The organism is Nonomuraea sp. NPDC050783 (assembly GCF_040802095.1).
GTDB lineage: Bacteria > Actinomycetota > Actinomycetes > Streptosporangiales > Streptosporangiaceae > Nonomuraea.
Genome location: NZ_JBFAHK010000015.1, coordinates 24,088 through 48,450, shown reverse-complemented (window position 1 = coordinate 48,450; position 24,363 = coordinate 24,088). Strand labels below are relative to the sequence as shown.

The window sequence follows — 24,363 nt, the reverse complement described above, 5'->3', positions numbered from 1 at the left end:
GTACTCAATAGGACGAGTACATCGTGACCTCGTCGATGGACCACCAGTGGTCGGACGTCCCGGTCTGGGTGATCCTCACGTACCTGGTGCTCTGCGGGGTGACGGAGATCGGGCGTTTCCAGCCGAACCCCGCCCCGGTCCCGACCGTGGTCCAGGTGGTGCCGTCGGTGGAGAACTCCAGCCGGTAGCCGCGCATGTAGTCGGTCGCGGCCGAGGCCGCCGGCGTCTGCACCGTCACCATGGCGACCGTCCGTACGGTGCCCAGGTCGATGCGGTACCACTGGCCGGGCACCTGGTCGGCGCCGCTGTTCCACTTGGTCGCGCTGTTGCCGTCGATGCCGCCCGACAACGTTCCGCTGCCGCCCGTGCCCGAGGCGGTGGCCGTCCAGCCGGTCCTGGGGACGGCGACCGGGTTGAAGGTCGACAGGCCGCCGGCGTATCTGGCGATGGTCGCCACCAGCCGCTCGTTCCGGGTGAAGGTGCTGGTCGCGAAGCGCTGGAGCTTCTCCACGAAGGTGGCGGAGCCGTCACTGTTGATCACGGGGAGGGGGGCGGGCCGGTCGTGGTACATGCCCCAGTAGCCCTGGCCGTCGTCGTCGCCTCCCCTGGTCTTGTAGGCCCAGTTCGACCAGGACTGCTGCTGGGCGTTGAGCCCGGCCATCCAGCGTGCCCACACGTCGTCGTAGTAGTAGAGGCAGTACTCGCCGAACAGGACGGGGACCCCGGGGGCGGCCAGCAGGCCGGGCAGGGCGTTGAGCCGGTCGGTGACGAGCTGGTTCTGGGCGGTCCAGTTCGTGGCGTTCGGCATGTCGTAGGGGTGGAGCTGGTAGACGACGTTGGTCCAGCCGTAGGTGGAGGGCGGTGCGATGGCGTTGTAGCCGAAGAACGCGCCCAGGACGATGACGTGGTCGGGATCGACGGCGCGTACGGCGTCGTAGAGCCGGTCGTAGTAGGCGCTCTTCCTGGCGACGTCGTCGCCGTCCTCGTTGAAGTCCAGGAGCGGCTCGTTGATCAGGTCGTAGCCCGCCACGGCCGGGTTGCCCTCGTACCGGGCGGCGATGGCCTCCCAGATGTCCTCCACCCAGTCCTGGTAGGCCGGCGTGCCCCAGAAGCCGTTGGGGTTGGGGCCGATCCGGCCGCAGCTCGCCCACGGGCAGCCGCCGCCGGGGACGGTGTGCAGGTCGAGCAGGGTGTAGATGCCGCGGTCCGACAGCTCGTCCACCAGCCAGTCGATCTTTTCCCAGGGGTCGGGCTTCCAGGTGCCGTCGGTGTTGAGCAGGGTCGTCCAGCCGATGGGCAGGCGGACGTAGGTGAGGCCCATCGCGTCCACGGCGTCGAGGTCGGCGGCGGTGATCCAGGTGTCCTCGTGGGCGTCGCGGATCGCCTGCGCGCCGCTCGCGCCGAAGCGCTGGTTCAGCGTGAGCTGGAGGTCGTAGTCGTCGTGGTTGAGCGCGACCGACAGCTCGCCGATCGACCACCACTTGTCGCCGGTGCCGGTCTGGGTGACGCGGACGTAGCGGCCCGCGGCGGCGGGGAAGCTGACGTTGGTGGCCTTGACCGTCCCGGTGCCCGAGGCCACCTGCGTCCAGGCGGATCCGTCGTCCGAGAGCTGGACGGTGTAGCCGCGCGGGTAGTCCTCCTCGGCCGTGGTGTTCTTCTCCGTGTCGAGCGTGACGTTGTTGATCGTCATCCGCGCGCCCAGGTCGAGCTGCACCCACATGCCGGGCACCTGGTCCGCGCCGCTCTTCCAGCGCGTGGTGACGGTGCCGTCGATCATGTTCGGGACGTCCACGCCCGTGGAGGCGGTCGCGGTCCACTGGGTGCGGTCGAAGGACGCGGCGTCGTTGAACACGTTGAACTCGCCGACCGACCACGGGTCGGCCGCGGTGGCGTTCTGCTTGACCTTGAGGTAGCGGGCGGTGACCGGGGCGAACGTGGCCGTGGTGACGGTGCCGGTGGCGCTGCCCGTCCCGAGGTAGACGTTCGTCCAGGTGCCGGAGCCGCCGGTGGGGGAGACGTCGATCTGGAACGCGCGGGGGTATTCGCCCGCGCCGAAGCGGGTGTGGTCGAAGGCGACGCGGTCGAAGCGCGAGAGCGCGCCCAGGTCGACGCGTAACCACTCGGAGCCGTTCTGCGGGGCGCCGGTGGTCCAGCGGGTGGTGCCGTCGCCGTCCAGGGCGTTGGCGGCGGTGCCCGCGGAGGCGGTGGCGCTCCAGCCGTTCCTGCTGAGCGCGAACTCCCCCAGAGGGGACATCCAGTCCTCGTGGGTGAGCCAGCCGCCGAAGTTGGTGCCGCGCAGGCTGACGGTGGCGCCCGTTCCCGCGGCGTTCTTCAGCACCGAGCCGCTGACCTTGAGGAAGTCGGCCGATCCGAGGGCGGCGGCCGGTCCGGCGAGCGCGATCAGGCTTCCCGCGGCGATCGTGAGCGTCAGGGCCGCGGCCCGCCATCGAGAGATCATGTCACCCTCCTCCGTGGGTTGCCGCCCTCGATGCTCCGCCCTTGCCACCCCTTTGTCTATGGCTTAGCCTAAGCCAATTGTTAAGAGTTTCCCGGGAGGTGGCGACCGTGAGGCCCGTACGAACCGACGCCGACGCCCTCCCCGCCACGTCCCCATGGAGACCCGGCCCTGCGGACGACCCCCACCGGTGGGAGGCCGCCCTCGACGTGCTCGCCGCGCTGGGGGTGACCGCCTACCGGCTGCCGGTGTCGTGGCCGCGCCTGCAACCGGCCGGGCGCGGGGAGCTGAGCCCGCACGCGGTGCGGCGCTACCGCGACCTGCTGGGCGGGCTGCGGGCCCGGGGCATCGAGCCCTTCGTCAGCCTGTGCCACGGTGACCCGCCGGGCGAGCTGGAGGCCCGGGGCGGCTGGACCGAGCGGGAGACCGCCGTGTCGTTCGCGGGCTACGCCCGCCGTACGGCCGCCGCGCTCGGCGACCTCGTGAGCCACTGGATCACGGTGAGCGAGCCGTGGCGCCCGGCGTTCCTCGGGCACGGGCGAGGGGCCCGCGCCCCGGGCCGCCGGAACCCGGACGACGCCGTGGCCGCCGCGTACCACCTGTGCCTGGCGCACGGCCTGGCCACGCTCGCCGTCCGCGAGGCCGCGCCCGGCGCCGTGGTCGGCGCCGCCAACCGGGTCACCGACATCGTCGCGGCCGGCGACTCCGCGCCCGACCGGGCGGCGGCCAGGCGGCTGGACGCCGTCGCCAACCGCCTCTTCCTGGACCCGATCTACCACGGCCGCTACAGCACCGAGGTGCTCGACTGCGTGGACCCGACCGGCCTGTGGGCGCTGGTGCGCACCGGCGACCTGGAGGTCATCAGCACGCCCACCGACTTCGCCGGCGTCGCCCTGAGCAGGCCGTCGATCGCCCGCCACGATCCGGGAGCGCCGTTCGAGGCGGGCGAGCAGCCGGCGGAGGCGGAGACGGGGGCGGAGGCGGGGGCGGGCCCCACGCACGCGGTGCTGACGCGGATGGCGGCCGAGTTCACGCCGCTGCCGCTGTACATGACCGAGAGCGGCACCACCCGCCCCGGCGGGACCGCTCCGGGGCCCGGGGAACGCGCCGCCCGGCTCGGCGGCGACCTCGCCGCCGCCGCCCGGGCGCTGGCCGACGGAGTGGACGTACGAGGTTGTTTCATCCGGTCGTCCACGGACGACTCCGCATGGACCGAGAGGTACGGCGAACGGCACGGCGTGCTCTACGTCGATTACCGTACGCGGGAACGCGCACCTCAGCTCAGCACGCCCTGGTACCACGACCCCGTCCTCGCGATGGACTCCGTACCCGCAGCTTGAGAGGTCTCCATGAGAAAGCCTCGCCGGGCGCTGGCCACGCCCCTCGCGGCGAGCCTCGTCGCGCTCGCCGCCTGCTCGACCTCCCCGCCGGCCGCCGGCCGGGAGCTCACCGTCTGGATCATGGGCGACGGATCGGCCCGCTTCCAGCAACTCGTCAGCACGTTCACCGCCAGGACCCGCGTCAGGGTGGACGCGGTGGCCGTCCCGTGGAACTCGATCGACCAGAAGTTCACCACCGCCGTCGCCTCCGGCAAGGGCCCCGACGTCCTGCAGATCGGCCTGTCCAAGTTACGCGCCTTCGCCGCCTCCGGCGCCCTGCTGCGCCTCGACCGCCGGACGCTGGACGGGCACCCCAACCTGGCCGCGGCCCGTTTCCTGGACGGCCTCGCGGGCGACGGGACCGCGGCGGGCGTGCCCTGGGTGAGCGACACCCGCGTGTTGTTCTACCGCCGCGACATCCTCGCCGCGCAGGGCATCACCCGCCCTCCGGCGACCTGGGAGGAGCTGCGCGCCACGGCCAGGACGCTGGCCGCGCGGGGCGGGGGCGCCTTCGGCTACCACATCCCGCAGTGGGACAACACGTTGCCCGTCATCATGACCTGGACCCGGGGCGGCGAGATCGTCGACGGGAACGGGAAGATCGACTTCGACACCCCGGAGTTCCACCGGGCCGTCGACACCTACCTCGGCCTCTACGCCGACGGCAGCGTGCCCACCGACGCCGATTTCGACCAGGTCCAGGGGTTCGTCACCGGCGCCACCCCCATGCTGGTCTCCGGACCCTACCTGGCCGACGCGATCGAGTCGGCCGCGCCGCAGCTCAAGGGCAGGTGGTGGGCCGCCCCGGTCCCCGGCGGCCACGCCCACACCTCCCTGCTGGCGGGCTCGGCCCTCGGCGTCTGGCGCGCCGGCGGCCGGAAGGAGGACGCCCTGCGGCTGCTGGACTACCTGTCGGAGCCGAGCACCCAGGTGGCGTGGTACCGGCTCAGCGGCCAGCTCCCCGCCGTGAAGGCCGCCCTCGACGACGCCGCGCTCGCCGCCGACCCGCTCGTGGCGGTCTACTCCCGGCAGCTGCGGGACGCCCGGCCCCTGCCACCGGTGCCCGACTGGGACGGCGACACCGGCAAGGCACTCCTCGACGCGCTGAACTCGATCGTCCTGACCGGAGCCGACCGCGAAGGCGCCCTGCGCGCGCTGTACGCGGCGACCGGCGGCACCGCGGCCCGCCCATGAGAGCCGCCGCCCTCGCCCCCTACGCCTTCATCGCCCCGGCGGCGCTCCTGCTGCTGGCCTTCGGGACGCTCCCCCTGGCACTGGCCCTGGGGGTCAGCTTCACCGACCTCGACCTGGCGGGCCTGGCCGACCCGCTCCTGATCCGCTTCGTCGGCCCCGAGAACTACCGCGAGCTGATGGCCGACCCCGCCTTCTGGCAGGCGCTGGCCAACACCGGCGCCTTCGCGCTGGTCGGCGTGCCCAGCGTGGTCGCCGTCTCGCTCGCCGTCGCGCTGCTGCTCAACAGGAGCGACCACCCCTTCTTCCGGGCGCTGCGGGCCTTCTACTTCGTGCCGGCCGTCACCGCGATCGTCGCCGTCTCCCTGGTCTGGGGCTACCTCTACAACGCCCAGTTCGGCCTGCTGAACCACCTGCTGTCGCTGGCCGGGCTGGGGCCGGTGCGCTGGCTCACCGACCCGGTCGTGGTGAAGCTCTCGGTGGCGCTCGTGGCCATCTGGCGCGGCACCGGGCTGAACATCGTCATCTTCCTGGCCGCGCTGCGGGCCATCCCGCGCGAGTACCTGGAGGCCGCCGCCCTCGACGGCGCGTCGGAGCTGCGCAGGACCGTCTCCATCGTGCTCCCGCTGCTGCGCTTCGCGATCCTCTTCGTCACCGTCACCACGACCATCGGCTGGCTGCAGTTCTTCGACGAGCCGTTCGTGCTCACCAGGGGCGGGCCGCTCGGCGCGTCCACGAGCGTCTCCCTGTTCCTCTACCAGGAGGGCTTCTCCGCCGGCCGGTTCGGCTACGCCGGCGCGGGGACGGTGGTGCTCCTGGTGGTCATCTCCGGCTTCACCCTCCTCCAGCTCCGCGGGCGGCGGGCCGATGCGAGACACTAGCTCGCGCGGGCTGACCGCGCTCATCGGAGCCGTCCTGGGCCTCGGCGCCCTGGTGACGGCCTTTCCGTTCCTGTGGATGCTGCTCGGCTCGGTCAAGCCGCGCCCGGAGACGGTCGCGTCCCCGCCGGCCCTCCTCCCGAGGGAGCCGACCCTGCGGTACTTCGGCACGCTGTTCGGCGAGCTCGACTTCGGCCGCTACCTGGTCAACACCCTCGTCGTGGTCGCGATCGGCATGGCGGGGGTGGTGCTGGCGGCGATGGCCGGGCACGGCTTCGCCACCTACCGCTTCCGCGGGCGCTCCGCCCTGTTCCTCCTGGTCCTGACCACGATGATGATCCCCGTACAGGTCACCATGATCCCCACCTACCTCCTGCTCGACGGCGTCGGGCTGACCGGCACCCTGGTCGGCGTCGCGTTGCCCTCGCTGGTGTCGGGGTTCGGGGTGTTCCTGTTCCGGCAGTTCATGTCCACCATCCCCGCCGAGATGATCGAGGCGGCCCGCATCGACGGGGCGGGCGAGGCACGCGTCTTCTGGCGCATCGTCCTGCCGCTGTCCAGGCCCGTCGTGGCCGTGCAGCTGGTGCTCGCCTTCATCGCCGGCTGGAACAGCTTCCTCTGGCCGCTGGTCATCGCCGGCGACGACCGGCTCTACACCCTGTCGGTCGGCGTGTCGCTGCTGAACCAGCAGATCGCCACCGACCCGTCCCTCCAGATGGCGGGCGCGAGCCTGATGGTCGTGCCCGTCCTGATCGTGTTCGTCCTCTTCCAGCGCCACATCGTCCGGGGGTTCACCCTGTCAGGACTCACGTGAGGCAGGTTCCATGACCACTCGTTTCACCGGCTTCGTCCGCGCCGAGGGCGCCCGGCTGGTCGACGGCGCGGGCGTCCCCGTACGGCTGCGCGGCGTCGGCCTCGGCAACTGGCTGCTGCCCGAGGGCTACATGTGGAAGTTCGGTGACGAGACGAGCTCGCCCCGCCAGATAGAGCGGCACGTCGCGGCGCTGGTCGGCGCCGAGCGCGCCGCCCTGTTCTGGCGCCGCTTCCGCGACGTCTTCGTCACCGAGCGGGACGTCGCCGCCATCGCCGCCCTGGGCTTCGACCACGTCAGGCTCCCGCTCAACGCCCGCGACCTGGACCTCGCGCGCGTGGACGACCTGATCGGCTGGTGCGCGGCACACCGGCTCCGGGTGCTGCTCGACCTGCACGCAGCCCCGGGCGGCCAGACCGGCACCAACATCGACGACTCCCCGCGCGGCCGGCCCGAGCTGTTCATGGACGACGGCCACCGCGCCCGGACGGTCGAGCTGTGGCGGGAGATCGCCCGCCGCTACCGCGACGACCCCACCGTCCTCGGGTACGACCTGCTCAACGAGCCCCTGCCGAACGAGTGGCAGCACGTGTACGCCACCGAGCTGCTCCAGCTCTACCACGACCTGACGGCGGCGATCCGCGCCGTGGACCCGCACCACCTCATCGTCTACGAGGGCTCGCACTGGGCGACGAACTGGTCCATCTTCACCGACATCATCGATCCCAACTCGGCGCTGTCGTTCCACCGCTACTGGTGCCCGCCCGACCGTTCGAGCATCCAGCCCTACCTGGACGCCCGCGACCGGCTCGGCCTGCCCATCTACATGGGGGAAGGGGGAGAGAACGCCCCCGAGTGGATCTACACCATGCACCGGCTCTACGAGCGGCACGACATCGGCTGGAACCTGTGGCCGTGGAAGAAGCTCGACACGCTGACCTCTCCCGTCTCCGCCGTCCCGCCCGCGCGCTGGGGGCTGATCGCCGACCCGGCGGCCCCGGTGAGCGCCGGGACCGCCTGGGAGATCCTCCAGGAATACCTCGGCGCCGTCGCCCTGGACGCCTGCCGGCCCAGACCCGAGATCGTCAACGCCGCCTTCGGGCGGGCCCCGCTGCGCATCCCGGCCTGGGGGTTCACCGACGGCTCCCCGGAGCCGCGCGACCGCTTCGCCGGGCGGGCCGCCGACGGCATGTGGCACCGGACGGGCCCGTACACCTCCGAGGAGCTGTTCGCGGTGACCGTCCGCGCGGGGGAGGAGCTGCACTTCCCCCTGGAGCGGCGGCCGGGCGGCTGGCAGGCCGACGCCGACGAGCCGGAGGCGTTCGACATCGCGTGGCGGGACGGCCGCCTGGTGGCCCGCGCGAGCAGAACGGCCCAGCTCCGCGCCCTGAACGTGACCGTCACCGGCTGATACGATCGAGGACCCATGAGTGTCGTGCCCGGCGGTGGCCGGATCCCGCTCACCCTGCCCGAGGTGTCCACCGTCACCACCCTCCGGCAACGCAACCGGGCCCTGGCCCTCAAGCACGTGATCCTCGCCCAGGAGACCACCAGGGCCGCCCTCGCCCGGGAGACCGGCCTGTCCGTGGCCTCGGCGGCCAACCTCGTCACCGACCTGATCACCGCCGGGCTGGTGGAGGAGCGCGGCTCGATCTCCTCGCGCGGCGGCCGGCCCATCACGCTCATCGGGCCGCGGGCCGAGAGCGCGATCACCATCGGCGCCGACATCGGCGAGCGCGGCGTGGCCGTGCAGATGTTCGACCTGGCGATGAACCGGATCGACCTGGAGTTCCGCGGCGGCGCCGAGGAGGAGGACCCCGAGCGGATCGGCGCGGACATCCAGGAGGCCCTGGTGGCGCTGCGCGAGCGCAACGCCGAGCGCTGGCCGACCCTGCTCGGCATCGGCCTCGGCCTGCCCGGCGTCGTGGAGACCGCCCCCGACGGCGGCCAGACCCTCTACGCCCAGAGCCTGGGGTGGCCGCCCGTCCCGGTGTCGGCGCTGTGCGACGTCGGGCGCATCCCGGTCCTCGCGGAGAACGGCGCCAAGATGCAGGCCAGGGCCGAGCACTGGTTCGGCAGCGCCCGCGGCGCGGCCCACGCGGTGATCGCCCTGCTCGGCCGGGGCGTCGGGCTGGGCATCGTCACCGGCGGGCAGCTGCTGTTCGGCGCCCACTCCAGCGCGGGGGAGTGGGGGCACACGATGATCGAGCGAGGCGGCCGGCCGTGCCGGTGCGGCAACCGCGGGTGCGTGGAGGCGTACATCGGCTCCGACGCGATCCTGTCGGCGTGGCGGGCCGCGGGCGGCGTCTTCGAGGGCACCGGCTGGCGCGCCGTCGGCAAGCTCATCGCCGACGCGCACGCCGGCGACCCGGCCGCGGGCGCGATCGTGGACGAGGTCGTCGACTGCCTCGGCGTCGCGCTGGCCGGGCTGGTCAACCTCACCGGGCCCGAGCGCATCGTCATCGGCGGCTGGGTCGGGCTGCGGCTCATGGAGTCCCTGGGCGAGCGCATCGCCGAGGCCACCAGGAAGTACAGCCTGGCGCGGCTCGGCAGCCAGTTCGAGCTGCGGGTCGCCAGGTTCGGCGGCGACGCCGTGGCCACCGGCTCGGCCCTGCTGCCCCTGGAGGCCCTCATCGCCGCCGATCCCATGTCCCGGTGAGCCCCCGCGGGCCCATGTCCGGCGGGCCCGGCCGGGACGCGGGGCTCAGCTCCAGGAGCCCGCGGGGTCGAAGGAGATCCCGGCGGGCTTGGCGCGTCCGAGCTGGTACTCCATCGACGCGGTGCCGATCTCCAGGTGGGCCGAGCCGAAGTCGGTGTGGTAGACGAACGCGTTGCGGAAGCTCGGGTCGCCGGAGGCGGCACCGGGGTAGCCCTGCCAGCCGATCAGGCGCGGGTAGAACCAGCCACCCGTGTGGTTCTCCACGGCGTCGTCACTGGCGTTGGCGAACCGGAAGGCGTGGGTGCCCGCGCCGTCCTTGTGGTAGACGATCTTGGGGTGGGTGCCGCTCGGGTCGAAGCGCACGTTCGAGGCGGGCTGGGTGTTCCAGTTGCCGTGCGCCGACGCCGAGACGTACCTGGCCTGGTTGTTGTTCACCCACACGATGACGTGCTCCCAGTCGTGCCGGTGCCCGCACGTGGTCTCGGGGATGCTCCAGCAGTCCTGGTCCTTCTCGAAGTAGCTGGCGTACATGATCGCGCACCAGCCGTTGTTGCACTTCGCGCGCGCGTACTGGTTGGAGTTCTGCAGCCGGTCGAACTGGCGGCAGGGGACGTCCGGCGACCCGCTGGGGGACAGCCCGGGATTGGTCCGGTAGGGCGAGGTGACCGCCGCGGTGGAGTAGCAGCCGTCCCTGTCGTAGTCGAGGGCCGGGGAGAAGGTCTGCTCCAGGCCGCTGGCGTTCTGCGGTAACAGGGGCAGGACGTCGGCGCGGGCGGGGCCCGAGACGGTCAGGACGGTCGCCGAGACGCCGAGCGCGACCACGAGGGCCGCGTGCCACCGCCGCCCGCGGCCCCGCGCCGGGGGTACGGGACTGTCGTTCTTGCTGGTCATGGGAGGTTCCCTCCGTGGACGGAAAGCCAGGGCTTGCTGTCAGAACCGTACGGACGGAGGGGCGGGGCCGGCATGCGTCAAATGACGCAACGGGATGCGTCGCGGCGGCGCGTCCTCACGAAGGGCGGGTGAAGGCGCCCGCCCGGGCGGCCAGGGCCGCGGCTCTGGCCGCCTGGTCCGGCAGGCCGGGGTCGGGCGGCGTGCGCAGCAGCATCAGCTCGTGGTAGAGCGGCGCGGTGGCGGCGACGAGCAGCCGGCGCGCGTCGGTGCCCGGCGGCAGCTCGCCGCGCCGCACGGCCCGCTCGACGATGACCTCGCAGCGGGTGTACCGGTCGGCCCACAGCCGGTGCAGGCCGCGGGCGGCCTCCTCGGAGCGGAACGAGGCGGCGAGCAGGGCGGCGGCGATCGACGGCCGGGCGGTCAGCGCCGCGAAGTTCTCCCGGTTGAGCGCCGTGAGGTCGCCCTCCAGCGAGCCGGTGTCCTCGGGCTGCCAGTCGTCGTCGCCGGTGGCGGCGAGCAGGTCGGCGAGCAGGCCGCCGACGTCCCGCCAGCGCCGGTAGACGGTCGCGCGGTGCACGCCCGCGCGGGCCGCGACGGCGTCCAGGGTGAGCGCGTCGTAGCCGCGCTCGGCCAGCTCGGCGCGGACCGCGTCGAGCACCAGCGCGCGGTTGCGCCCGGTGCGGCCTCCCGGGCGGCGGCGCGGCGGCCGGCTGTCGGCTTGCTCGGCGGGCTGTGTCATGTCACCATCTTAATGTACACAGTGTCGCGTTAAGCGGCGCGGAGAGGAACGAACATCATGAACACCCTGATCCCGGCCGACCCGAACGTGGTCCACCCCATGCCAGGGCAGCCGCGGGTGGTGCTGCTCCGGCCGCTGGTCACCTCCCCGCTGATCGAGGTGGGGGAGTACTCCTACTACGACGACCCCGACGACCCGACCGCGTTCGAGACCCGCAACGTGCTCTACCACTACGGCCCGGACAAGCTGGTCATCGGGAAGTTCTGCGCGCTGGGCGCCGGGACGCGGTTCATCATGAACGGTGCCAACCACCGCATGGACGGCCCCTCGACCTTCCCCTTCCCGATCATGGGCGGTTCGTGGTCGGAGCACTTCGACCTGATCACCGGCCTGCCCGGCCGCGGGGACACCGTGGTCGGCAACGACGTCTGGTTCGGCAACGACGTGACGGTGATGCCCGGCGTGCGGATCGGGCACGGCGCGATCGTCGCCACCGGCTCGGTGGTCACCGCCGACGTCCCCGACTACGGGATCGTCGGCGGCAACCCGGCCCGGCTGATCCGTCGCCGCCACAGCGACGCCGACGTCGCCCGTCTGCTCGCGCTGGCGTGGTGGGACTGGCCGGTCGAGCACATCACCGCGCACGTCCGCACGATCATGTCCGGCGGCGTCGACGACCTGGAGAAGGCGGCCCCCGCGCGGGCCTAGCGGCCCGCCGTCCGGTCGCACCGCCGTACGGGCCGGGTACGGCGGGACGGGTGGTCCCCGTCTCGCCGGGCCGGGGTCAGGTGCGCACGATGGCGACGGTGTCGACCCAGTTCCACGCCAGGTTGGCGTTGTCCAGCAGCAGCTTGTCCACGTCGATGGAGTGCTCGCTCGCGTCCCCGGGGTCGGCGACCTTGAACGTCGAAGGACGTACGGACCCGTCGGGGCCGACCGCGCCGCCGTACCCGTGGATGGTCACGTAGTGCCGCAGGAGCGGCGTGGAGGAGTTCCACCAGGGCAGCTTGCCCGGGATGACCAGGACCATCACCGGCCTGCCGCGCGACAGGGACGTGACGATCCGGTTGATGCCCGCCTCATAGGTCTGGCCGTTGGAGACGACGATCTCCTCCCACTTGTACTGCCAGTCGGAGTCGGGGATGTAGGAGTTGATCGCGCCGGGGATCCTGCCCGGCATGGTGGCGCCGAAGAGGGTCTCGTCGGTCTGCAGCTTGCCGGCCAGCTCCGACTGCGGCGGAGCCGAGATCCCGATCGTGGCGAGCGTGGTCTGCACGACGCCGGGCCCGCACCAGTTGTCCCGCTCCTGCTGCTTGGCGGACAGCTTCATGTCCAGGGCCCGGACGGGAAGCTGCCACGTCCCGGCGATGCCGAATTTGGCCTCGGTGACGACGTAGGGGCGCCTGAGGTCGGTGAACGCGGTGTAGCAGGCCCTGCTGGCGTTGGTGGTCATCGTCGGGCACGCGTCGGAGATGTCCGGGCCGTTGCCGCCGAACCAGAGCCGCAGGTTGACCTGGAAGTTGGTGTACGCGCCCGGGTTGACGAAGGCGACGGCGCGGACCTGCGTGCGGGCGTAGTTGAACTCCAGGCACACCTGGTAGGCGGTGCCGTTGTGGACGCGGGACTCGCTGCAGGTCCTGTTGGCCGCCGGCGGGTACTCGTGCCAGATCCCCGCCTGCGCGGGGAGCGCGGGCACGGCGACGACGGCGAGCGTCGCCCCCGTCAGGACCGCGAGCAACGCGGTGAGCGTTCTTCGGAGGATTCGTCGCACGGGGGTGCTCCCTTGGAGGCGCGGAGGGTGGTCGGTCATGTCAGCGCGAGCCGGTACAGCCGCTCGTTGATCCTGTAGTAGAGGTTGCCGAAGCCGTCGGCCGTCAGCCCCTCCATCCCCGTCATCGTCAGCAGCACGGTCGCCGTCCTCGTGGACCTGTCGATCCTGAAGATCTGGTCGCCGAGCGTGCCGTACACGTGGTCGGGGTCCTGGGCCACGGTCAGCAGCGCCCCGTCACGCCAGGCGAGGCTGGGCTTGGCGGCGTAGTCGGGGTCGGGGAACAACCGCTTCGTGGTGATCGTCCCGGGGCGTGCGGGGTCGAGGGTGAGCAGCGTGCCGCCCGCCAGGCCCCACAGCTCGCCGCCCACCTCCCTGAGGGCCGTGACGGCCTTGGGCGCGGCCAGCGGGAGCGGGTGCAGGCGCAGGGCGCCGGTGGCCGGGTCGTAGGAGAAGAGCGTGGCCGACGCCCCCGGCGCGTAGACCGGGTCCACGCCCAGCGCGCCGCGCGTGGACGTGCCGCCGAACAGCTTGCCTCCCGCGTAGGCCAGCGAGACGACCGACTGGCCAGGGGCCACGCAGAGGGTCCGCCCGGCCGTGCCCTCCTTCCAGACGGTGAGGGCGCCGCTCCGCTTGCCGTACTTCGGCACCGTGCCCATGTAGACGGCGCCGTCCGGGCCGCCGGCCAGCGCGTACGGCCGGTCCTGCGGCGGCGGGCCCTCGCCCGGCCCGCAGTCGTCGGCCCGGTCGCCCGCCTCCCCGCCGGTGTACAGCAGCGCGGGCGGCCAGGAGCCCCCGGGCTCGTAGCGGTAGAGCTTGGCCGACGGGTAGGCGCCGATGTAGAGCCTGCCGCCGTGCGCCAGGAGGCTGTCGGTCTGGCTGAGCCCGCCGAGCGCCGGCGTGTCGGGCCTGTCGTCGTCGCCGTCGCTGCGCAGCGGGTCGTGGACGCCGGTGCCGCCGGTCAGGTAGCCACCGGTGTAGATCCGGCCGTCGGGCCCGGCGCCGAGCGCGTTGATCGCCGCCGGCAGCACGGGGGCGCCGGAGACGGGCCTGTTGTCCCAGGCGCCGCTCGCCGGGTCGTAGGTGAAGATCCTGGTGCCGTCCACGGCCGCGCCGAGCCCGACCAGGGTGCCGCCGGACCAGGTGTAGCCGGTGACGTCGAGGCCGGGCCGGACCGGGGTCGCCCGCACGGAGCCGGTGCCCACGTCGTAGGAGTGCAGCAGCCCCTCCTTGACGAACCAGACCTTGCCGTCGCGGGCCGGCGAGTGGTGCAGGTCCACGTCGGTGATGGTGGCGTCGGTGACGGCGGTGTACGAGCCGCCGGCCTGGCGGACGACGCGCAGGACGAGCAGCGTGCGGTCGAGCCAGGCGAACAGCCTGCCTCCGGTCCAGGTCAGGCCGCCCACCATGGAGTAGTGGGCGTAGGCGGCGGGGAGCAGGTCGTCCACCCGGCCGGTGGCGTTGTCGTACCTGACCAGCCCGGCGTTCGTGCCGGTGCCGAGGTAGGTGGCGTCGGCCTCCGGGTCGTGGGCGAGGCTGCGCACGTTCTGCGCGCCGGGCACGACGGGGACGGCCCCGATCGTGGTGAAGGCGCCGTTGTGGTACGTGAAGTAACGCCCGTCGTTGTGCGTGCCGCCGTACACCCTCCCGTCCGCTCCGGGCTCCAGGTCCCAGATGAACGAGTAGCCGCCCTCCGCGCGCCCGAGGTCGGTGACCGCGGACTGGCCGGGGACGTACCGGTAGAGCTTGGAGTTGGGATAGGTGCCGAGGTAGACGCTGCCGTCGGTGGCCGTGGCCGCGGCCCAGCCGCCGACGGTGGGCGTGGCGGCGCTGTCCGGGATGGTGATCTTCCTGGTGACCTTCCCCGCGGCCAGGTCGATCACCGCGAGCTGCGGGTTGACGTCGGCGGTGCCGGTGTAGAGGGCGTAGGCGTCGCCGCCCGCGAACGTGGTGGCGTTGGGCGCGCTGCTCTCGATCTGCACGCCCAGGTCGGTCAGATCCTTGGTGATCAGCACCTCGTCCCAGTAGGCGGTGCCCACGTCGGCCACGCCCGAGTAGATGAGGGCCGAGACGGTGGCGGTGCCGGCGGGGGCGACGCCGGAGGCCGTCACGCGGTTCCACCGCCGGCCCGTCGCCGGGGCGTTCGCGCCGCCGGCGAGCAGGCGGCCGGAGGCGTCCCTGAAGCGCAGGTACAGGTACGCGGTGCCGCTCTCGGCCCACACCTGGGCGTTCAGGGTGTAGCGCGTGCCCGCCGCGGCGGGCAGGCCGGGCATGCTCTCCCGGCCGTAGGCGGCGCCCGGGTCGGCGTCGGCGACGCGCGCGGTGGTGCGTCCCTGCCAGGTCACGGGATCGACGCCGCCCGCGGTGTGCGAGCCGCTCCAGCCGGTCAGCCCGTCGTCGAAGCCGTCGTTGACGATCCGCAGGTCGGCCGCGGACGCCGGTGTGGGCGGCGCCGCGAGCAGCGCCGCCAGGAGCGCCGCGGGAAGCGCCGCCGCGACCGCCGCGCGCAGGACGCGTCCCACCCGCGGGGCACGTCCTACCCGCGGGGCACGTCCTACCCGCGGGGCACGTCTCACGCGCCTCCGCCTTCCGCGCGGGCGGGACGGCGCCGGACGCGCCGCCGCGGCCCTGCCGAGGGACTGTTCATGAGGATCTGCACAGCACCACCTCCGTGATGGTGTTCAGTCGTGCGCGATAACGGCCCCGACCGTAACCTGGTGAGCGGAGCCCGTCAATGTTCTGATCACGCCCGTCCGCATCGGCCCGGGGAACGCGAGGGGCGGGCGGCCCGGCCCGGTCCGGCCCGGCCCGGCCCGGTGGCTAGGCTTTCGCGCGACCGTCACCGGACACGGAGGTACAGATCGTGCGCATCGCACTCGCCGGGCTCGCCACCAGCCATCCCTACACCGACGCCCGCACCCTGTCCCGCCACGCCGAGCTGGTGGTGTGGGAGCCGGACCCGGAGCGCCTCGGCCGCTTCACCGGCGAGCACCCGGGGGCGAAGGTGGCGGGCAGCCTGGAGGAGGTGCTGGCGGGCCCGCTCGACGGGGTGGTGCTGACCGTGCCCAACCCCCAGATCCCGCGGGCGCTGGCCAGGGTGCTGGAGACCGGCCTGCCCTGCTTCGTGAACAAGCCCGCCGCCGCCAGCCGCGCCGAGCTGGATCAGCTCGACCGGTTGCCGGTGCACGACCGCGTCCTGTCCGGCTCGGTGCTGCGCTTCGCCCCCGCCTTCGCGGGGACGCGGGTCGAGCGCGAGGAGGTGCTGGCGGTGCGGGCGACCGTACGGCACGACGTGGGCCTGTGGGCGACCGGCTACAACGCCTGGCAGGACACGCCGGGGGAGGGCGGCGGCACGATGGTCACCATGGGCGTCCACGGCGTGGAGCTGCTGGTGGCGCTGCTCGGCCCCGACGTGCGGCTGGTCGGCGCGGCGGGGGCGAGGCGGCACTACACGACGCTCCGCTCCGAGGACACCGCGGTCATGGCGCTGCGCTGGGACGACGGCGTCACCGGCACCGTCGAGGTCCTCGGCGTGTCCGGGCCGGAGTCCTACGCCGTCACGCTGCACCGGCGCGACGGCAGCGAGACGGTCGTGATCGAGGGCGGGGACGACCCCGTCCGCGGCCTCGGCTACGAGGGGACGATCGAGGCGTTCCTCGCGATGGTGGGCGGGGCGCCCAGCCCGGTGCCCTGGAGGGAGACCAGGGCCATCCTGGAGGTGCTGGTCCGCGCGCGGGAGGACTTCTGAGCAGGTCCCGCCGTTGACAGCCGGCACTTCGGCCAGTTACGGTCTGGGCCGTAAATCGAAAACGGAGGAGACCGCGTGCGGACGACAGCGGAGCTGGAGGAGCGGCTGGCCCGGCCGAGCCCGGGGCTCGTGGCGGACCTGGGCAAGCTCGACGGCGACATCATGATCCTGGGAGCCGGCGGCAAACTCGGCCCGAGCCTCGTGCGCCTGGCGCTCAACGCCACCGGCGGCGACAGGCGGATCCTCGCGGTGTCCCGCTTCTCCGAGCCGGGCCTGGCCCGGTCGCTCCAGGACGAGGGCGCCACGGTGATCGCCGCCGACGTCGCCGACGAGGCGGCCCTGCGCGAGCTGCCGGACGCGCCCAACGTGGTGTTCCTGGTGGGCGCCAAGTTCGGCACGAGCGGCCGCGAGCACACCGCCTGGTTCACCAACACCTACCTGCCGGGCCGGGTCGCCGACCGGTTCGCGGGCAGCAGGATCGCCGCGCTGTCCACCGGGAACGTCTACCCGCTCGTCCCCGTCGCCGGGGGCGGCAGCAGCGAGGGCTCGCCCACCGGGCCGGTGGGCGATTACGCGATGAGCTGCCTGGGCCGGGAACGCGTGCTGACGCACTTCGCCGAGAAGAACCGCACCCCGATGTCGCTGCTGCGCCTCAACTACGCGGTCGAGCTGCGCTACGGCGTGCTCGTCGACCTCGCCCAGAAGGTGCTGGCGGGGGAGCCCGTGGACCTGACGACGGGCCAGGTGAACGTCGTCTGGCAGGGCTACGCCAACGAGGTGGCGCTGCGGTCGTTGCTGCTGGCCGGCGTGCCTCCGTACGTGCTCAACGTCACGGGCCCCGAGCTGATCTCGGTACGCCAGGCGGCGCTGGCGCTCGGCGAGGCGCTCGGCAAGGAGCCGGTGTTCACCGGCGAGGAGGCGCCGACGGCGCTGCTGTCGAACGCCTCCCGCTGCCACCGCCTGTTCGGCTACCCCGAGCTGACCCCGGCCGAGCTGATCGAGCACACGGCGCGCTGGGTCGCCGGCGGCGGGCCGCTGCTGGGCAAGCCCACCAAGTTCGACCGCCGCGACGGACGTTTCTGACGCGCGTGCTCACTCCACCAGAACTCACTCCACCAGAACGCACTCCGCACGGTCTCATTCCGCACGGCAACCAAGGGGGATCTCACGTGCTCGGCACGGCTCCAGAGGCGCAGACGTCCGTACGCGACCTCTTCAGACGCGGCCTGGTGATCCCGGCCCACCCGCTGGCCCTGACGGAGGACCGGAAGCTGGACGAGCGCCGCCAGCGCGCCCTGACGCGCTACTACGTCGAGGCCGGCGCCGGCGGGCTGGCGGTGGGCGTGCACACCACGCAGTTCGCCATCCACGGCACCGGCCTGCTCGCGCCCGTGCTCGAACTGGCCGCGGGCACGGCGAAGGAGTCCGGCCGCGCGGTGGTGCTGGTGGCCGGCGCGACCGGGCCCACCGGCCGGGCGGTGGCGGAGGCGGAGCTGGCCCGCTCGCTCGGCTATCACATGGTGCTGCTCAGCCCGCACCGGGAGCTCGACGAGGACGCGCTGATCGCGCGGGCCAGGGCCGTGGGCGAGGTGCTGCCGGTGATCGGTTTCTACCTCCAGCCCGCGGTGGGCGGGCGGCCCCTGTCGCGCGACTTCTGGACGCGGCTGGCCGGCATCGAGTCCGTGGTGGGCGTCAAGGTCGCGCCCTTCGACCGGTACCGGACCCTCGACGTGCTGCACGGCGTCGTCCGGGCGGGCCGGGCCGGGGAGGTGGCGCTCTACACGGGCAACGACGACCACATCCTGGCCGATCTCGTCACCTCGCACCGGGTGGTCGTGGACGGGCGGCAGGTGGAGGTGGAGTTCGTGGGCGGCCTGCTCGGCCAGTGGGCGGTCTGGGTGCGGCGGGCGGTGGAGTTGCTGGAGGAGGCCACGCTGGCGCGGTCGGGCGACGACGGCGCGGTGCGCCGGCTGCTCGGACTGGACGGCCACCTCACCGACGCCAACGCGGCCATCTTCGACTCGGCCAACGGCTTCCGCGGCTGTATCCCCGGCATCCACGAGGTGCTGCGCCGCCAGGGGCTGCTGGCGGGCCGCTGGTGCCTGGACCCGAACGAGGACCTGTCGCCCGGGCAGCTCGCCGAGATCGACCGGATCTGGGCCGCCTACCCCTGGCTGCGCGACGACGACTTCGTCGCCCAGGGGCTGGACCGATGGCTGTCCTGATCGAGGGCCGGCGCGGGACGGCAGGCGGGGCGGCGGCAGGCGGGGCGGCTAGAGGGTGAGGCGGTAGAGGGTGAGCGGACGGCCGCTGGACCCGCTGGTCAGGTTGCCGGTGCGCTCGGCCAGCCCGGCCAGCTCCAGCCGGTGCAACATGCGCCGGGCGGTGCGCTGCTGGACGGCGAGCCGCTCGGCGATCTCGCGGGTGGTCAGCGCCTCGCCGCCGGCCGCGTCGCGCGCCTCCAGCAGCTTCTCCAGCGTCGGCACCGACAGCCCCACGCGGCGCGCGATCATCGGCAGGCTCTGCTCGCCGGAGGGCTCGCTGATCACCGACTCCAGCACGATGTCGGTGTCGGCGCGCAGCGACAGCACGGCGGCGACGTCCCCGATGCGCCTGGCCCTGGCCAGGGCGCGGCGGGCCAGGCTCTCGGCCTCGGCGGCGCTGCGCCCGAGGCCGAACCCCACCCGCGTCACGCTGCTGTGAGCGGCCAGTCGCGCCAGCATGGGCAGGCCGGTGAAACCGCCCGTGGCCTCGTAGAGCGGGCCGCGGGTGGTCACCAGCAGGTGCCTGCCCCCGCGGAAGCCGGCCAGCGTGCCGGCCAGCGCGCCGGCCTCGCGCAGCAGGCCCTCCTCGCTGTCCACCTCCACCAGTCCGAGCGCGATCTGCGCGTCCTCCTGGGCCTGCCCCTCGGCGGTGAGCAGGAGCTGGCGCAGCGCCGCGCGCACCGAGTGCTCCGACGGCGCCAGCCGCAGCACCTTCATCTCGCCGCGCAACGCCTCGTGCACGGAGCTGAGGCAGGTGATCACGGGGTGGTCGGGGGAGCGGCGGTGGAAGGCGATGATCTTCTTGGAGGTGGTCTCCGGCCGGTAGCCGAGCGCGCGCAGGCCGCCGGTGGGCAGCCCGGCCTCGACGAACGTGGCGGTGACATCGGCGGGCGAGATCGTGTCGATGGACAGGCGGGTGATGTCCTGGCCCTCGTGCTGGAGCCGCACCAGGGCGCTGAGCAGCGTCGCGCCGGAGTAGTCGACGAACACGGCGGGGCGGGTGAGCGCGTCGGCGCCGCGTGCCAGCATGTACGGCACGATGCCGGTGAACAGCCAGCCCTCCACCGAGCCCGCGTGGGCCTCGACGATGGCCGGCGCCTGCGACTCGTGGTCGTAGTCGAGCCGGAGCGTGCTCACCCCGGGCTGCTCCTCGCAGGTGGACGCGACGTCGTCGACCAGATCGTGCGGGCCGACGACTCCGATGACGAAACCCACCCGCGTCTCCTCTCCTCTTTACGGTCTAGACCGAAAGGCTATCCGGTGACCCTGCACTTTCCCAACATGGCCGAGCCCGCGGGCCGCACCCTCGGCGACGAGGAGGTGGCGGCCCTGGACCGGGTCATCCGCTCCGGCATGCTCAACTCCGTCTGGGGGACCGAGGCGCGGGCGCTCGAACGCGAGGTCGCGGAGCTGTACGGCTCCCGCCACGCGATCGCGTGCGCGTCCGGCACCGCGGCCCTCCATCTGTCGGTCGTGGCGGCGGCGCCGGATCCGGGTGACGAGATCATCACGACGCCGATCACGGACTTCGGGACAGTGGCCCCCATCTTGGCGCAGAACGCGGTTCCTGTCTTCGCCGACGTGGATCCCGCCGACGGCAACCTCGATCCCGACGCCGTGGCCGCGCTCATCGGGCCACGCACCCGCGCCATCATGGTGGTGCACCTGTTCGGCGCGCCGGCCAGGGTCGGCGAGCTGCGCGACCTGGCCGACCGGCACGGCCTCACGCTCATCGAGGACTGCGCGCAGGCGTGGCTGACCGAGCTGCCCGGCGGCCGGTACGCCGGCACCGCGGGCCACGTCGGCACGCTGAGCCTGCAGCAGTGGAAGCACATCACCTGCGGCGACGGCGGCCTGGCCCTCACCGACGACGGCGAGCTGGCCAGGAGGATGCGGCTGTTCGCGGACAAGGGCTGGGACCGGGCCGCGGGCCGCTCGCACGAGAGCCTGGGCCTGAACTACCGGATGACCGAGCTGCAGGCGGCCGTGGCCCGTGCCCAGCTCGCGAAGCTGCCCGGGGTGGTCGGGGCCAGGCGCCGCACCGCCGCCGAGCTGATCGCCGCCCTGCGCGCGCTCGGCACGGACCTCGTGCTGCCGCGGCCGGACGGGCACGCGTGGTGGTTGTTCCCGCTCGTCCTGCCCGGCGGCGGCGCGCCCGAGCTGGCCGCGTGGCTGAGCGCGGCCGGGATCCCGGCGCGGGCCGGCTACCTGAAGGAGCCGCTCAACCGCGCCCCGCTGTGGGACCGGCCCGTCTACGGCTCCTCCCGCTACCCCCTGGAGGGTTACCGACCCGCGCCCTGCCCCGAGGCCGAGCGGCTGGTCGCCGCCACGCTCCTGACCGTCGACTGGAACGAGCACTACACGTCGGAGCACGTCAAGGTCATCGTGGAGGCGGTCGCGAGCCACCGCGCCCGGTCGTAGTCACGTTCATGTATCAGGCATTGACCTGGCCAGCCCCTGTCACTAGGTTTCGGTCAGGACCGGTATTCAGGAAAGGAAGCCGCCGATGAGAAACCTAGCGGCAGCCGGCGTCGCGATCGCCCTCAGCGTCGTGGCCGGCGGGTGCGGATCCGGTGGCTCGGGCTCGGACAAGAGCGCGGTGACCCTCTGGATGTACCCCGTGATCTCGGACCAGGCCAGGAACAAGGCGTTCTGGGACAAGGTCGAGAAGGACTTCGAGGCCAAGAACCCGGCGATCGACGTCACGATCGACCAGCAGCCCTGGGACAGCCGCCAGGAGAAGGTCACCACGGCCCTGGCCTCCAGGAAGGGCTTCGACCTGACCCTGCTCGGGCCGGACCAGATCCCGCAGTTCGCCCAGCAGGGCACGCTGGAGCCCGTGGACGACGTGGTCGCGGCCGACAGGAAGGGCTACCTGCCCAACGCCCTCACCGCGCTGAGCGTGGGCGGCAAGCTCTACGGCGTGCCCATCTACCAGACGATCACGGCCCCCATCTACAACAAGAAGCTCTTCGCCGACGCCGGCGTCACCAAGGTGCCCGAGACGCTGGCCGAGCTGAAGGAGGCCGCCCCCAAACTGGCCGCCAAGAAGGTCGCCGTCCTCGACTACCCCGGCAAGCCGGAGATCTCGCTCAACCAGAGCTTCTACCCCATCCTGTGGGCCAACGGCGGCTCGGTGTTCTCCCCCGACGGCAAGAGCGTGACCGTCAACAGCAAGGAGGGCGTCGCCAGCCTCCAGTTCCTGCTCGACCTCAAGGCGCTCGGCGGCCTGCCGGAGAACGCCGCCAGCAAGGGCAACGACATCGAGGGCGGCGCGCTCGCCGCCGGCCGGACCGCGATGTACCACGCGGCCACGGCGCTCAACGCCGACCAGCTCGGCGCCGCCATCGGCGCGGAGAACGTCGGCGTCGGCCTGCCCCTGGAAGGGGCCAAGCGGGTCGCGTTCGGCATCTCCGGCGGCCTGGTCCTCGCCAGGCACTCCGAGAACAAGGACGCGGCCAGGAAGCTCGCCGCCTACATCGCCTCGCCCGAGGTCGCCGGGTCGCTGGCCAAGGAGTCCGGCTTCTTCCCCGCGCGTACCGACGTGACGGTCCCCGGCCAGTCGGCCACGTCCAAGGAGTTCGCCAAGGCGCTGCAGTACGCCTTCCCCGGCGACGCCCATCCCAAGGCCCGCCAGGTCATGGCGATGGTCGCGGCGCACGTCCAGGCGGCGCTGATCGGCAAGGAGGACGCCAAGACGGCCCTCGACGCCGCCGCCAAGGAGGGCGACGACCTGCTGGCCAGCGGTGGCTGACCGGACCCGGGCCGCTTCGGGGGCGGCCCGCCCTCCCCGCAAAGGCACGGAACCCGCGCGCCGCCGCCTGCGTGACCCGATCACGGGGCTGCTGTTCGTGCTCCCGATGCTCGTGCTGTTCCTGATCTTCAAGATCTTCCCCACGCTCGGGGCGGCGGGCATGAGCCTGACGAACTGGAACATCGGCGGCGACTGGAGCTTTGTCGGCGCCGACAACTACGCGCGGCTCGTGAACGACCCGAACTTCTGGTCCAGCCTGCGGGCCACGCTGGTGTACACCGCCATCTACGTGCCGCTGGTCATGGCCGTCGCGCTCGGCAGCGCCCTGCTGCTCAACGCGGTCGTCTTCCTGCGCGGGCTGTTCCGCGGCATCCTCTTCCTGCCGTACGTGACCAGCTTCGTGTTCGCCGGGCTCATCTGGCGCTGGATCTACGAGTTCGACGGCCTGATCAACGGGGTGCTGGCCAAGCTGGACCTCGGGCCCGTCGGCTTCATGGAGCGGACGGAGCTGGTGCTGCCCGCCCTGGCCGTCGTCTCCTGCTGGAAGGGCTTCGGCTACTCCATGCTGATCCTGCTGGCCGGGCTGAAGGCCATCCCCGGCTCGTACCTGGAGGCCGCCAAGGTGGACGGGGCCGGCCCGTGGCAACGCTTCCGCGGCGTCACCCTGCCGCTGCTCAAGCCGGCGATCTTCTTCGTGCTGGTGATCGAGACCATCGCCTCGTTCCAGGTCTTCGACACGATCTACGTGATGACCGGCGGCGGCCCCGCCAAGGCCAGCTACACCCTCATCTACGGCATCTTCGAACGCGGCTTCAGGTTCTGGGAGTTCGGCTACGCGGCCACCTGGGGGATGGTGCTCTTCGCCATCGTGCTGGCCGTCTCGCTGATCCAGCGCCGGTTCGTCGGCAAGGAGAACACATGACGATGACGGCCACGCGCCCCGCCGCCGTCCGGGACCGGCGGGCCGCCCCCGCGCCCCGCCGCCACGGCCGGCGGTGGCCGCTCTACGCGCTGCTCACGCTCATGTCGCTGCTGACGCTCGGCCCGTTCGCCGCGATGGTCGTCGTGGCGCTGTCGCCCAGGGGCGAGCCCACCGTGCCGGCGCGGTGGCCGGACTCGCTCACCCTCGACAACATCACGCAGGTCCTGAGCGCGTCGGGGTTCGCCGGGTGGACGCTCAACTCGCTGGTCTACTCGGGCGTCTCGGTGGTGGTCGTCCTGCTCACCGCGTCGATGGCCGGTTACGCGTTCGCGAAGAAGCGCTTCCCCGGGCGCGACACCCTGTTGTGGACGTTCCTCGCCACCATGATGGTGCCGTTCCAGGCCACGCTCATCCCGCTGTACGTGCTCGTCTCCGACCTCGACGGCGCCGACACCTTCTGGGGGCTGATCGTCCCGACGCTGGCCAACTCGCAGGCGGTCTTCCTGATGCGGCAGTTCATCCTGGGGCTGCCCGACGAGCTGTTCGACGCCGCCAAGGTCGACGGGGCCTCGGAGCTGCGCGTCTACTGGACGATCGTGGTGCCGCTGACCAGGCCGATCCTGGCCACCCTCGGCGTGTTCGTCTTCCTGTGGCACTGGAACGACTTCCTGTGGCCGCTGGTGATCTCGCAGAGCGACGCCACGCGGACGCTGACCGTCGGGCTGACGGTGCTGAAGACGGAGGAGCTGCAGTGGTCGATGCTCATGTCCTCCGCCGCCGTCTCGGCGGTGCCGTGCCTGGTGGTCTTCTTCCTGTTGCAGCGCTACCTGGTCAACAGCATCGCGATGACCGGCCTGAAGTGACCGGCCTGAAGTGACCGGCCTGAAGTGATCGGGCCGGGGTG

At 72.6% G+C, this 24,363-nt stretch carries 20 protein-coding genes; 14 read left to right on the top strand and 6 right to left on the bottom strand.

Annotated elements, in window-relative coordinates:
• Nucleotides 1-4 precede the first annotated feature (4 nt).
• Nucleotides 5-2,458, bottom strand: coding sequence for a discoidin domain-containing protein (locus tag AB0H75_RS33045; protein ID WP_367803234.1), 2,454 nt, complete (start codon nt 2,456-2,458; stop codon nt 5-7).
• A 107-nt stretch (nt 2,459-2,565) separates the two neighbouring features.
• On the opposite strand from AB0H75_RS33045, the gene AB0H75_RS33040 reads away from it, so the two are divergent.
• The 6 genes from AB0H75_RS33040 to AB0H75_RS33015 are packed head-to-tail and all read left to right on the top strand — an operon-like array spanning nt 2,566 to nt 9,373.
• Nucleotides 2,566-3,795, top strand: coding sequence for a family 1 glycosylhydrolase (locus AB0H75_RS33040; protein ID WP_367803232.1), 1,230 nt, complete (start codon nt 2,566-2,568; stop codon nt 3,793-3,795).
• Between the two features lie 9 nt (nt 3,796-3,804).
• Nucleotides 3,805-5,028 carry an extracellular solute-binding protein gene (locus AB0H75_RS33035; protein ID WP_367803230.1) on the top strand — a complete coding sequence of 408 codons (1,224 nt, stop codon included), beginning with the start codon at nt 3,805-3,807 and terminating at the stop codon, nt 5,026-5,028.
• Entirely contained in the window at nt 5,025-5,906 is an 882-nt protein-coding gene (locus tag AB0H75_RS33030; protein WP_367803228.1) for a carbohydrate ABC transporter permease, read from the top strand. The genes AB0H75_RS33035 and AB0H75_RS33030 overlap by 4 nt, the downstream gene beginning before the upstream one ends.
• On the top strand, nt 5,893-6,717 hold the full coding sequence (locus tag AB0H75_RS33025) for a carbohydrate ABC transporter permease (protein ID WP_367803226.1): 825 nt from the start codon (nt 5,893-5,895) through the stop codon (nt 6,715-6,717). Before AB0H75_RS33030 ends, AB0H75_RS33025 begins: the two co-directional genes overlap by 14 nt.
• Nucleotides 6,718-6,727: 10 nt before the next feature.
• The gene (locus tag AB0H75_RS33020) at nt 6,728-8,125 is read left to right on the top strand and encodes a glycoside hydrolase family 5 protein (protein WP_367803224.1); all 1,398 of its coding nucleotides are present in this window, start codon (nt 6,728-6,730) and stop codon (nt 8,123-8,125) included.
• Between the two features lie 15 nt (nt 8,126-8,140).
• Nucleotides 8,141-9,373: an ROK family protein gene (locus tag AB0H75_RS33015; protein WP_367803223.1), complete on the top strand. Its 1,233-nt coding sequence runs from the start codon at nt 8,141-8,143 to the stop codon at nt 9,371-9,373.
• A gap of 45 nt (nt 9,374-9,418) precedes the next feature.
• Here AB0H75_RS33015 and AB0H75_RS33010 read toward each other — a convergent pair whose 3' ends face one another.
• Together AB0H75_RS33010 and AB0H75_RS33005 are read right to left on the bottom strand one after the other, a co-directional pair.
• Nucleotides 9,419-10,264, bottom strand: a complete 846-nt coding sequence (locus AB0H75_RS33010) for an NPP1 family protein (protein ID WP_367803221.1) — start codon at nt 10,262-10,264, stop codon at nt 9,419-9,421.
• A gap of 115 nt (nt 10,265-10,379) precedes the next feature.
• Nucleotides 10,380-11,003, bottom strand: coding sequence for a TetR/AcrR family transcriptional regulator (locus AB0H75_RS33005; protein ID WP_367803219.1), 624 nt, complete (start codon nt 11,001-11,003; stop codon nt 10,380-10,382).
• A gap of 57 nt (nt 11,004-11,060) precedes the next feature.
• Between AB0H75_RS33005 and AB0H75_RS33000 the strand changes: the two genes are divergently transcribed.
• Nucleotides 11,061-11,711: a CatB-related O-acetyltransferase gene (locus AB0H75_RS33000; RefSeq protein ID WP_367803217.1), complete on the top strand. Its 651-nt coding sequence runs from the start codon at nt 11,061-11,063 to the stop codon at nt 11,709-11,711.
• Between the two features lie 76 nt (nt 11,712-11,787).
• On the opposite strand, the gene AB0H75_RS32995 is transcribed toward AB0H75_RS33000, so the two are convergent.
• The gene (locus tag AB0H75_RS32995) at nt 11,788-12,774 is read right to left on the bottom strand and encodes a C39 family peptidase (protein WP_367803215.1); all 987 of its coding nucleotides are present in this window, start codon (nt 12,772-12,774) and stop codon (nt 11,788-11,790) included.
• Nucleotides 12,775-12,809: 35 nt separating this feature from the next.
• Nucleotides 12,810-15,293: a hypothetical protein gene (locus AB0H75_RS32990; RefSeq protein WP_367803213.1), complete on the bottom strand. Its 2,484-nt coding sequence runs from the start codon at nt 15,291-15,293 to the stop codon at nt 12,810-12,812.
• Between the two features lie 341 nt (nt 15,294-15,634).
• Between AB0H75_RS32990 and AB0H75_RS32985 the strand changes: the two genes are divergently transcribed.
• From AB0H75_RS32985 to AB0H75_RS32975, 3 genes are all read left to right on the top strand, one after another.
• On the top strand, nt 15,635-16,519 hold the full coding sequence (locus AB0H75_RS32985) for a Gfo/Idh/MocA family protein (protein WP_367803211.1): 885 nt from the start codon (nt 15,635-15,637) through the stop codon (nt 16,517-16,519).
• A 75-nt stretch (nt 16,520-16,594) separates the two neighbouring features.
• Nucleotides 16,595-17,602: an NAD-dependent epimerase/dehydratase family protein gene (locus AB0H75_RS32980; RefSeq protein WP_367803209.1), complete on the top strand. Its 1,008-nt coding sequence runs from the start codon at nt 16,595-16,597 to the stop codon at nt 17,600-17,602.
• 86 nt (nt 17,603-17,688) lie between these two features.
• A complete protein-coding gene (locus AB0H75_RS32975) occupies nt 17,689-18,744 on the top strand; it encodes a dihydrodipicolinate synthase family protein (protein WP_367803207.1) in 1,056 nt (351 codons plus the stop codon).
• A gap of 48 nt (nt 18,745-18,792) precedes the next feature.
• Here AB0H75_RS32975 and AB0H75_RS32970 read toward each other — a convergent pair whose 3' ends face one another.
• Nucleotides 18,793-19,998 carry a hypothetical protein gene (locus tag AB0H75_RS32970; RefSeq protein ID WP_367803205.1) on the bottom strand — a complete coding sequence of 402 codons (1,206 nt, stop codon included), beginning with the start codon at nt 19,996-19,998 and terminating at the stop codon, nt 18,793-18,795.
• 45 nt (nt 19,999-20,043) lie between these two features.
• Between AB0H75_RS32970 and AB0H75_RS32965 the strand changes: the two genes are divergently transcribed.
• The 4 genes from AB0H75_RS32965 to AB0H75_RS32950 all read left to right on the top strand — a co-directional run bounded on the left by AB0H75_RS32965 (nt 20,044) and on the right by AB0H75_RS32950 (nt 24,322).
• On the top strand, nt 20,044-21,204 hold the full coding sequence (locus AB0H75_RS32965) for a DegT/DnrJ/EryC1/StrS family aminotransferase (RefSeq protein ID WP_367803203.1): 1,161 nt from the start codon (nt 20,044-20,046) through the stop codon (nt 21,202-21,204).
• 85 nt (nt 21,205-21,289) lie between these two features.
• Nucleotides 21,290-22,537: an extracellular solute-binding protein gene (locus AB0H75_RS32960; RefSeq protein ID WP_367803201.1), complete on the top strand. Its 1,248-nt coding sequence runs from the start codon at nt 21,290-21,292 to the stop codon at nt 22,535-22,537.
• Nucleotides 22,530-23,459 (top strand): carbohydrate ABC transporter permease, encoded by a 930-nt coding sequence (locus tag AB0H75_RS32955; protein ID WP_367803199.1) that lies wholly within the window; start codon nt 22,530-22,532, stop codon nt 23,457-23,459. The genes AB0H75_RS32960 and AB0H75_RS32955 overlap by 8 nt, the downstream gene beginning before the upstream one ends.
• Entirely contained in the window at nt 23,456-24,322 is an 867-nt protein-coding gene (locus AB0H75_RS32950; RefSeq protein ID WP_367803197.1) for a carbohydrate ABC transporter permease, read from the top strand. The genes AB0H75_RS32955 and AB0H75_RS32950 overlap by 4 nt, the downstream gene beginning before the upstream one ends.
• The last annotated feature ends 41 nt before the right edge of the window (nt 24,323-24,363 follow it).